We start from the raw sequence: 9803 nt of genomic DNA on the forward strand, positions 1-9803 counted from the left end.
ATCGAATTTAAGTGATTTGTGTAGCTGGGTTTATTTTTTAAAAAAAATTGGGGCGGCGGGGCCCCCCCGCAGCGTCGACCGGTCCGCCGTTCGTTAGAACGGCGGAACCTCTAGAGCAGCGTAACCTCGAAGGCGCGCTTGTCGGTGGCGCCGGGAGCCAAGGTGATGGTGTTGACCTTGTGCTCGAAGACATCGTCCTCGGTGTCCATGGTGGTATGTCCGGTCCAAGGCTCGAGCGCCACGAACGGGGCGTCGTTGGCGGCAGACCACACGCCAATGTATTTAAAGCCCTCAAAGTCAATCTTGACGCCGTGGCCCGACTTGCGACTGCGCAGCGTGAGCGTGGAGCCCGGGGTATCGGTGAACATGATGGCGTCGTTGTCGAAGCTACGGTGTGTGATGGGCAGCACGTCCGAGTTATCGGGAGCCTTGTAGCTTCCCTCGAACGTCATAAGGCCATCGGGCGTGATGATGGGCGCCTCGTTAGTCCAAGCCTCGGTAAACGCCAGCTCGTAATCCTCGAACGCCTCGTCCTCGGCACCGGGAACGGGCACGTTAAATGCGGGGTGGCCGCCCACCGAAAACGGCAGGTCCACATCGCCGGTGTTGGTGACGGCAAAGGTCTGCGTAAGAGTGGCGTCGCCAGTCAGGGCATAGGTCATGTTGAGCTTAAAGTGGAACGGGAAGGCCTTGAGCGACTCGGGCGTATCGGTGATCTCGTAGGTGACGGACGAACCGTCCTCCGACACCTCGACCAGCTTGTGCTCCACGATACGCGCGATGCCGTGGCGCGCCATCTCGCAGCTGCCGGCCGCAGATGTCGCCGTGTTGTTGCGCAGCGAGCCCACAATGGGGAACAGGATGGGCGCATGCTTGCCCCAAAAAGCGGGATCGCCCTGCCACAGATACTCGTTGCCGTTGAGGGCAAGGCTCGTGAGCTGGGCGCCCATGGAATCGATGGCCGCGGTGAGGCCGCCGCGCCTGATGGTAGTGACGGTAGACATGCTACTTCCTCCAAAAGTAAACAATAGTGTCGAGGACTATTGTCCCACTCTTGGCGGCGGGACGGGACGGCAGGCGATTATTGAGTAGCCATAGCGGAAATGGGCGGCGAGCGCCTACTGGGTATCCACGTAAAGGTCAAACCCGCCCTGCGAGGTGGTGTCGACCGTATCGGGCGCCCGCGAGTTAAAGCTCGCGGGAACCATTCTTTTCGAGGCACGAAAACGCGTGCCGTCGGTGGCGACAGGTGGCTCATCGACCGTAAGTTCGTAGTCGCCGGGCTTGAGCTCGATACCGTCACCTTCGGAATTGACGTATTGGTGCTCGTCGATCGCTTGTCCCTTGAGCGTGCGGCCTACGATATGGATGAGCATCTGGCTGTCGCCGCGCGCGGTATCCCACGTCGCGCCGTCCTTGACCTCGACCGACACATGCACCGAGCGCGTACGGCTAAGCGATTGTTCGACGGAGATCTCGACCTTGGCGGCGTCTTGGCGCTGCTGCTCAACATGGCTCCAAACGCTGCCGATTGCCGAGCAGGCGATAACGCCGGCCATGAAGGCGATGAGGATGGGGCCGAGCGGAGAGCGCCGGCCCGCGCCTTCCTCGCGAGCCAGATCGGGGCGATGCGTGGGCGCAGGCGCCTGGGCGCCCTGCGCGGGCACGTCGAGAATGCTAAAGGATGCCGTGCTGTCGGGGTCGATAGTGTGACGCGGCTGTGGGGTCCTTGCCGGCGAGATGGACATGTCGGCCGGCTCACCCAGTGTGGCCGTGGCGTCGGCCTTTGCCTCGTCGGCCTCAGCCTGGGCCCAGGCCTGTTCAAAGGTTAGGGGTTCGGCCGAGTCGGAAGCGGCGTCCGTCTCGACGGCATCGTCGCCGCTCTCGTCCTCGTCGCTCGACACGTCATGCGGCGCGGGCTCGTCCCACTCCTCGTCCGGAACCTCGCCCTCGCTATACCACCATTCAAAGTTATCGATATCCATACGGGGCGCCCCTTAGGCCTCGCAAATAAACACTTGCTAGCCTTATACCCCCAGACGGCACGAGGGCTCGCACGGAATGCGAAAAGGACTGCTCCTTTGTCGCATCGAAACGGATCTGTTTACGTTTAGCCGCGGGCAATCTTATTTCTCAACAAGAAGTCGACTGCCCCCACGATTCTGATGCCATCGATGTCCGTTGGATGGTCGCCATCCCTGACAATCAGGATCTTCTCATACGAATCAGGAATTTTTCCTAGCGTGCTTAGCTTGAGCGGTCGCAGCTCGCGTTCCCTCGTCGCCTCGGCATCGATCCGTTCGGTAACCTGGATATATTTGCGGTCTGATCCCTCGCCGATTGCGACAAAGTCGATTTCCCCCGCGCGTAGATGGCCGCAAAACACTTCGTATCCTTCAAAGACAAGCTGGTTGTAGATAACGTTCTCGAGCATCCTTCCGCTGTCGCTACCTCTATATCCGTCAAGATAGCTGCGAATTCCCGTATCAGCTATGTAATATTTACCGCCTGTCTTAAGAAGCTCCCGCCCCTTGATGTCATACCTTTTTACTTTGGTAAACAGGTACGTCTCTTCCAGAGCGTCAATATATGCCGACACCGTCGATGCGTTGGTCTTACCGCCCGCTGATTCGTTGAGCGTCCCTACGATTTTGTTGACCGAGGTTTGGTTGGAGATGTTGTCTGTCAGATACGCACAGAGCCGCTCGAGAACATCGCGCTTGGTGATAGCTCCGCGACCTCTACGCGTCACACGCGACAGGATATCGCGCGCGACGATCGTCTGGTAGAGGCTACGGATATAGTCGCGACACAGCTCACGTCTCGGCTCATCATGGGCCAGAAACGGCATGCCGCCATAGGTTATGTACTGCTCAAGCACGGTATTTGAATTAAGGCGATCGCCCGTCTTGGAAACAAGTTCGACCCTCTCACCAAGCCCTTCAGCGGCGACCGCATCAATCGAGCGAAAATCAAGATATTCGCCAAACGTGAGAGGCTGCATCTTGACCTCGACATATCGGCCCGAGATAAGCGTTGCGAGCTCGCTCGATAGCAAAAAGGCATTGGAGCCCGTGACATAGATATCGCACGGCAAATCCACTCGGAGCGAGTTGACCGCCTTTTCCCAACCTTCGACATTCTGGAGCTCGTCAAAGAACAGGTAGGGATGATCGATGCCGTCGATGCGCTCCCGAACCATACGATAAAACGTCAGATAATCCGTAATTCCCGCGTACTCTAGAGATTCCATCTTAAAGATCAGCAAACGCTCGGCTGGCACCCCCTGTTGCGCCAGATAGTCCCTCATCATGTCCAATAACGTTGATTTGCCACAACGGCGTATGCCCGTCACGATTTTGATGAGGTCGGTATCCTGAAAAGCAATGAGTCGATCAAGATAACGGCTTCGGCGAACGATATCCATAGAGTCTCCCTAGCGCCCGACCAGACATGAAATCTTATAAACTTGCATTTTTTGCAAGTTTATAAGATGTTACCTTAGAAACTCGAAGAATTTGCAAGTTTCTAAGGCATGGAATGCGACAAACGGACTGTTCCTTTGTCACATAGCGAGGGCCGTACGGATGGATGGATCGCTGAGGGCCTCGCGGAGCCAGGGGGCCAGCTGCTCGGGGTGACCCTGCAGGTAGCCGTCGAGCTCGGACGGGGCCACGCGGCGCACCTCCGAGATCTCCTCTTGGTTGATATGCAGCTCGCCCGGCTCAACATGGGCAAGGTAGACCTCACACCATTCGCACTCGCAGCGACCGTCGCCGTGGTCCTCGCGGTACACCACGTGTCCGAGGTGCTCGAGCTGATCGGGCTCGCGCGTAATGCCAAGCTCTTCGTTAATGCGGCGCGCCGTGGCGGCCGCGACGTCTTCCCCGGGAAGCGGATGGCCGGCGCAGCTATCGGCCATAACCCCGCCCCACAGGCGCTTGAGCGGACTGCGGCGACAGAGCAGCAGGCGCGCGTCTTCGCCCCGGCCCTCTACCAGAAGCGTCAGAAATGCCTGATGCAGAATACCCTCGCCGGCATGGGCCTCGATGCGGTCGACGGGGCTGAGCGTCTCGCCGGTCGCGGCATCGACCGCCACGACCTCGGCGCCTGCGCCGTGGCGCCCAGGTGCGCGAACTCCGGCGAGCAGGCGTACACCGCCATACCTCGCGGCGTCACCGTCAGCTGGGCCACGAGCGCAAACTTGCCCTCGCCCACTGCAATCTTTGTCGTGTGCATACCCATGGGATCCCCTGTCGCCCGCGATGTACCTGAGACCATCTTCGCCTGTATTGCGACTATACAGGCAAGCGCAGCCTGCGACAAAGGGACTGCCTCTTTGTCACATGAGCTTAGCGCTGCTCATGTACCTGTTCTCGGTGTCATGCTTCACGCACTTCATGGACGTGGCACGCCGCCGCCATCCCAAGTCGATGGTACTCGCAAGCTCGGTTAAGCCCATGGGTTTAATGTCGGCATCACGTTTGGCACCGCGGTAGGCGGAGCCGTGGTAAGCAACATTGGCATTGCGTACGTGGGCGCAGTGGGCGCCGCGTTCTCGCTTGTGGCCTGGGCGCTCACGCTGGTGACGATTAAGCTCGCCCGCTGGGAACGCCGCCATCAATCAGCGCAGCCCTCGATGCGGGCATAGGGGCGAACACGGCCCAGGGCGGCGAGCGACCGGTGAAAACCGTCCCATACGAGTAGTGTTTATCCGCCTGCAAGCTCCAGCAGTGCAATTTCGTGTACTTCAGATACACGCTTTTCTACGATTTCATGTATTTTAAGTACACGAAATCGTACTAAACTATGTATCTGAAGTACACGAAATTGGAAAGGCGGCCCCATGCGCAGATCAATCGAATCCGTTATCGAATCATGGGCGACAAAGGATGCCTCACGCCCCCTCCTCATCCGTGGTGCGCGACGCGTAGGCAAAACGTACGCTGCCGAGGAAATCGGCAGGCGAATCGCCGGCGATGCGTTTGTCAAACTCGACTTTCAGACCGATCTTGAGCTGATCGCTCCGCTGTTCGACTGTCCCACCGACGACGTTGACACCATCGTGGCGCGGATTTCAGACTATAAACGCACCCCCATTCGCAAGGAAACCGCCTTCATCCTGTTTGACGAGGTGCAGCTCTGCGAACGGGCGCTCAACTCGCTTCGCTTTTTCTCGGGTTCGGGCTGGCGCATATGCGCGACCGGCAGCCAACTCGGTGTCGCCACGCGCAAGCGCAAGTTGCCTTTTCCCAGCGGCGTTCGTCAAGAGACCATGCATCCCATGTCGTTCGAGGAGTTTCTCTGGGCGCTCAATGAAGAGCAGATGGCCGATGCCATTCGTACCCACGCCGGCACGCTCGAGACCTACGCCGCGCACCAAGCCGCGCTCAGCCTGTTTCATCGATACCAGATCGTGGGCGGCATGCCCGCCGCCGTCAACGCATATCGCAAGACGTTATCCATCGAGGATGCGCGCGTCGAGCAGCGCGAAATCGACGAGACCTATACCGCCGACATGACCGACCCAGAAAACGGGATCAGCGGCGTGGCGGCGCGCAAGGTCTGGCGCTCCATTCCATCCCAGCTGCTGAGATCGTCCACAAAAAAATTCAAGTACTCCGAGGTCGAACGCGGAGGCCGTCGCGCCAAGCTTATCGAGCCGCTCGACTGGCTCGAAGGCGCCGGCATCATATCGGTCAACAACCTGACCGAAGGCATCGAGCCTCCCCTCGTTCCCTTCGACGACGAAGATGGAAGTTTCTTTAAGGTCTATCTTCTCGATACCGGCCTCATGTTCTACAAACTCGGCATCAACCCGAGGCTCTGGCTCGACCTCAAAGAGGATTCCGCCATAGCGCTGTCTTCCGACTTCCGAGGCGCCCTGGCGGAAAACTCAGTCATGCAGGCATTTTCGGGCAATGGTCTGCAGACGTATTATTGGGTGCCGCCGTCGTCTTGGAAGACGACCGGCGAGCTCGATTTTCTACTTCAGACCGACCGTATGGAAATTGTGCCCGTCGAGGTAAAGTCCGCACGTAACGTGCGCGCGAGAACCCTCGGGTCGTTTATGGACAAAGTCCGATCGCCATATGCCTACATTTTGTCCGAGAACAATTTTTCCCGCAGCGAAACCGATGACGGGCGCGAGCTACGCCACCTCCCCTTGTACGCAGCGGTCTTTATTGGAGCAAACTGCCTTAAGAGCAGTCTGTAAGCCCTGCGCGACCGCCTAGAAAGGAAGCCGCATATGCAACGCGTACTGTTTATCTGCCACGGCAACATCTGCCGCTCGACGATGGCCGAGTCGGTGTTTACCGAGCTCGTGCGCCGCGCTGGGCGCGAGGTGGAGTTTGTCATCGATTCCGCCGCGACCTCGACCGAGGAGATCGGCAACCCGCCACACCACGGCACCGTTGCCAAGCTGCGCGAAGTTGGGATTCCCGTCGTCGCCCACCGCGCACGCCAGGTGCGTCGCGCGGAGTATGGCGACTGGGACCACATTGTCTATATGGACGACGAGAACGCGCGTGGCCTGCGTCGCATCTTTGGCGACGACCCCGACGGCAAGATTACGCGCTTGCTCGATTGGACCGAGCGCCCCGGCGACGTGGCCGATCCCTGGTACACCGGCAATTTCGATGCCACGTACCGCGACGTGCTCGCCGGCTGCACGGCCATGCTCGAGCAGCTGTAGGCAAGCGAGGTCGCGGGCCACGCCTTCGGCGCGAAACAAGCGCGGATAATCTTCCACATGAAAAATGAGCGTGGGTTTTCTCCCACTTTGAGCGTTCAAGTGCGCTCTAAACGGAAGAAAACCCACGCTCATGAATGTGGCAAAGGGACTAGCCCTAGACCGGCTTGACCTCCAGCTTTATCCCCTCGGCGCAAGACTCGCCCAAAACATCCGAAAGGGCCCAGGTCGCATATAGCGGCAAATAGAGAACTGCTCCGTTGCGCTCAACGTTGCCTCTCGAGAAAACAATCCCGAGCCTTACGCCATATTCAGCCGTATCAAGCACATGACCGAGCGCTGCGTGCGCGTGATAATAGGAGCCCGATTTAACCTCGATCGGAACAGCCGTCCCATCCGGTCCATCGACCACAAAGTCCACTTCACCGCGCTTTTTTGTCTGATAGTAGTAAAGCTGGCGATTTTGGGCAGCCAGCTGCTGGGCCACCACGTTTTCGTATATGCCACCCAGATTGGGCTCCTTGCTATTAAGATACGCCGCTTGGGCGACTCCAACGGGGTAGCGCGCCATCAACATGCCCGTATCCGATTGATAGAGCTTGAACTGCGATGGCTGTGCCGTCTTGAGCAGGGGCGATTTTGGCTCGGTTACGATATCGGCTTTGAGAGCAACGCCGGCATCGACAAGCCATACAAAATCTCGCTGATACTTCTCGTAGTGAGCCTTGGGATCAATGGAATTGAGCACGAAGCGCTTGTTTTCGCCCTCGAGCATAATAGGGAGCTGATCGTAGATGCTCTGCGCCTGCAGGGCTCGCCCGCTTGCATACTTGGAGATATCCCACCGGTACTGTTCGTTGAGCTCTGACTGTAGCTGACGAACAGAGGCAAGGTCGCCCTGCGTGTCAAGGAAACGCTGCACGACCTCCGGCATTCCGCCGACAACGGTATAGGTCCTGAAGTTTGCCATCATCGCGTCATGAATGTAATCAGGAATGGGCCTCTCGCTGATACACGCGTCACGTATCGTTTGGCGAGCCCCCTCGCTCACCCCGATTGCCCAGCAAAACTCCTCAAAATCGAGCGGGAACATCCTAAGCTCGTGGACATACCCCACGGGATAGGACCTGACGCCCTTGAACTGAGTCCCGAGCATTGACCCCGAAAACGCCCAACGGCACCTCCCGTCCTCAACAAGGAACTTTGCCATCGTCATGATGTCGGGGGCCTCTTGGACCTCATCGATAAACCTCAGTGTCATCAAATGAAATGCAAAGTTTTATACGCTTAATTATCGATGAAACGCAGAATTTTTAGAACCTAAAATCGGATGAAATGCAGAGATTTGAGATTATAAGCAAAAAGAAGGGGCACCACCGGCGAATGTGGCAAATGGACTGTCCCTTTGCCACATTGCGCTCAACTACTCGTCGACGATCTCGGCAAGCCAGACGTTCAGCGTATCGACCTCGGGGCAGCAGAACTTTGCCGTGCCGGGCTCGTTGCCGGGCACAGTTCCGCCATAGCGCAGAATGTCGATATAGGGAAAGCCAACGTGACAGGCCATGGCGCACATCTTGCCGCGATCGCGGTCGAAGTCGAAGACGTCGCCCGGCTTGTGACCATGGTGGCAGCGGCACGTCCCCAACTGGTCCACGCAGCTCACGCGGATACGCGGACGCTTGCCACGCGGCGCGCCGAGTGGCTTGTTCTCACCCGCAGGCCTGATGCCGCCCTCGCCAGCATTACTCATGGTCAATCACATCCAAGCAGGCCTCGATGGGAAGACCGGCCGACTTGTCCTCTTGGTCGGCATTACGCTCGATAAGCTCGGCCACCACACGCATGGCATCGGACGTCGCGCGCTGCAGACTCCAACCTGTCATAACGCGGCCGACGAGCACTGCCGAGAACGTATCGCCCGTGCCCGGGAAATAGACCGGAATGAGCTCAAAGGGAATCGTAAAGTACTCCCCCGCCACATGGTCGTAACCGATAACCGCGTTCGTGCCATTGACCACGGTGCTCGTAATGACCACCGACTTGGCACCCAGCTCGCGCACGGCGTCCACAAGGGCGCGGGCCTCTTCGGGCGTAATTTGCTCGGCAATAGGCCTATCGGCAAGCAGGCACGCCTCGGTATAGTTGGGCACCGCGTAGTCTGCGCACTCCAGCAGGTGCCGCATAAGGCCAATCGTGGACTCGGGCACGCCCGCATAGAGCTTGCCGTTGTCGCCCATGATGGGGTCGACGAACACCTTGGTGCCCTTTTGCGCACGGCGGTGGCAAAAGTCCGAGATGATGCGCGTCTCTTCCTCGGTCACGATAAAGCCGGTCGAGATGGCGTCGAACTCAAAGCCGAGTTCTTCCCAGATGGCAAGACTCTGACGCACGTACTCCGTGGTGTCGTGGATGTAGAACTTGGGATAGTTGAGCGTATCGGACACAAGTGCCGTCGGCAGATTGTGGATACGGTAACCCATGTGCGACAGCACCGGCAGCATGGCGGAAAGCGCGACCTTGCCGTAGCCGCACATATCGTTGATCAGCAACAGCTGAGTGTTCTTCATGAGTGTCCCCCTTGGATCGGGCGCGGCGCAACGGCACCACAGTGCAACTAAGTGTAGCGCAGGGGACGTTGCGAGCGAAGTCGAGCGGCACGAAGGGCAAATTGTTGCGGAAAGGTTTCGGAAACGAGGGGCTAGCTTGCTTCATTGCGGCTCATTTGCCGCCACTTATTCAGTGCCATTTCAAAACTATGCCGGATTACGGGGCTGAACCTGAATGAGCCAACCACACCCCTTATTTTCAAATCATAGCGAACCTTCTACCTGCGGTTTTCTTTTTACCAATTTCGGCATGGTCGGCAATCCGTCATTCAGCCCCGTAATCCGGCATAGTTTTTAAGTTAGTCGTTGGGGACGTTCTTAAACGACTAGTCAAACAAGAACGTCCCCAACGACTATCCCAACAAGGGCAACGCCGATGTTTTGGCGAAGTCAGACACTATGACCCAATCCGAGGGCACTAAAAAGATAGGAGCCCCCGCTCGTGACCGCGGGTCGGGGCTGCGACAATGATGTTGAAGTGCCATAGGCGCAGCCGCGCC

At 58.2% G+C, this 9803-nt stretch carries 10 protein-coding genes; 2 read left to right on the forward strand and 8 right to left on the reverse strand.

The window, feature by feature from the left end; translation table 11 throughout:
- Window positions 1-110 precede the first annotated feature (110 nt).
- From ACTNBB_RS08740 to ACTNBB_RS08760, 5 genes are all read right to left on the reverse strand, one after another.
- Window positions 111-1004, reverse strand: coding sequence for an aldose 1-epimerase family protein (locus ACTNBB_RS08740; RefSeq protein ID WP_427719707.1), 894 nt, complete (start codon window positions 1002-1004; stop codon window positions 111-113).
- A gap of 114 nt (window positions 1005-1118) precedes the next feature.
- The gene (locus ACTNBB_RS08745; protein WP_154518349.1) at window positions 1119-1985 is read right to left on the reverse strand and encodes a hypothetical protein; all 867 of its coding nucleotides are present in this window, start codon (window positions 1983-1985) and stop codon (window positions 1119-1121) included.
- Window positions 1986-2110: 125 nt separating this feature from the next.
- Entirely contained in the window at window positions 2111-3427 is a 1317-nt protein-coding gene (locus ACTNBB_RS08750) for an ATP-binding protein (protein ID WP_441057442.1), read from the reverse strand.
- Window positions 3428-3565: 138 nt separating this feature from the next.
- On the reverse strand, window positions 3566-4099 hold the full coding sequence (locus ACTNBB_RS08755; protein ID WP_441057444.1) for an isopentenyl-diphosphate Delta-isomerase: 534 nt from the start codon (window positions 4097-4099) through the stop codon (window positions 3566-3568).
- 243 nt (window positions 4100-4342) lie between these two features.
- A complete protein-coding gene (locus tag ACTNBB_RS08760) occupies window positions 4343-4621 on the reverse strand; it encodes a hypothetical protein (protein ID WP_441057446.1) in 279 nt (92 codons plus the stop codon).
- 225 nt (window positions 4622-4846) lie between these two features.
- On the opposite strand from ACTNBB_RS08760, the gene ACTNBB_RS08765 reads away from it, so the two are divergent.
- Window positions 4847-6217 (forward strand): ATP-binding protein, encoded by a 1371-nt coding sequence (locus ACTNBB_RS08765; RefSeq protein ID WP_441057448.1) that lies wholly within the window; start codon window positions 4847-4849, stop codon window positions 6215-6217.
- 33 nt (window positions 6218-6250) lie between these two features.
- On the forward strand, window positions 6251-6697 hold the full coding sequence (locus tag ACTNBB_RS08770) for a low molecular weight protein-tyrosine-phosphatase (protein WP_441057450.1): 447 nt from the start codon (window positions 6251-6253) through the stop codon (window positions 6695-6697).
- A 154-nt stretch (window positions 6698-6851) separates the two neighbouring features.
- Here the strand turns inward: ACTNBB_RS08770 and ACTNBB_RS08775 are convergent, their stop codons facing one another.
- The 3 genes from ACTNBB_RS08775 to ACTNBB_RS08785 all read right to left on the reverse strand — a co-directional run bounded on the left by ACTNBB_RS08775 (window position 6852) and on the right by ACTNBB_RS08785 (window position 9264).
- Window positions 6852-7955 (reverse strand): ATP-binding protein, encoded by a 1104-nt coding sequence (locus ACTNBB_RS08775; protein ID WP_441057452.1) that lies wholly within the window; start codon window positions 7953-7955, stop codon window positions 6852-6854.
- A gap of 162 nt (window positions 7956-8117) precedes the next feature.
- A complete protein-coding gene (locus ACTNBB_RS08780; RefSeq protein WP_427747806.1) occupies window positions 8118-8447 on the reverse strand; it encodes a TIGR04076 family protein in 330 nt (109 codons plus the stop codon).
- Window positions 8440-9264 carry a PfkB family carbohydrate kinase gene (locus tag ACTNBB_RS08785; RefSeq protein WP_441057454.1) on the reverse strand — a complete coding sequence of 275 codons (825 nt, stop codon included), beginning with the start codon at window positions 9262-9264 and terminating at the stop codon, window positions 8440-8442. Before ACTNBB_RS08785 ends, ACTNBB_RS08780 begins: the two co-directional genes overlap by 8 nt.
- Window positions 9265-9803 lie beyond the last annotated feature (539 nt).

It is taken from the genome of Collinsella sp. HCP28S3_B9 (assembly GCF_052066095.1).
Classification (GTDB): domain Bacteria; phylum Actinomycetota; class Coriobacteriia; order Coriobacteriales; family Coriobacteriaceae; genus Collinsella.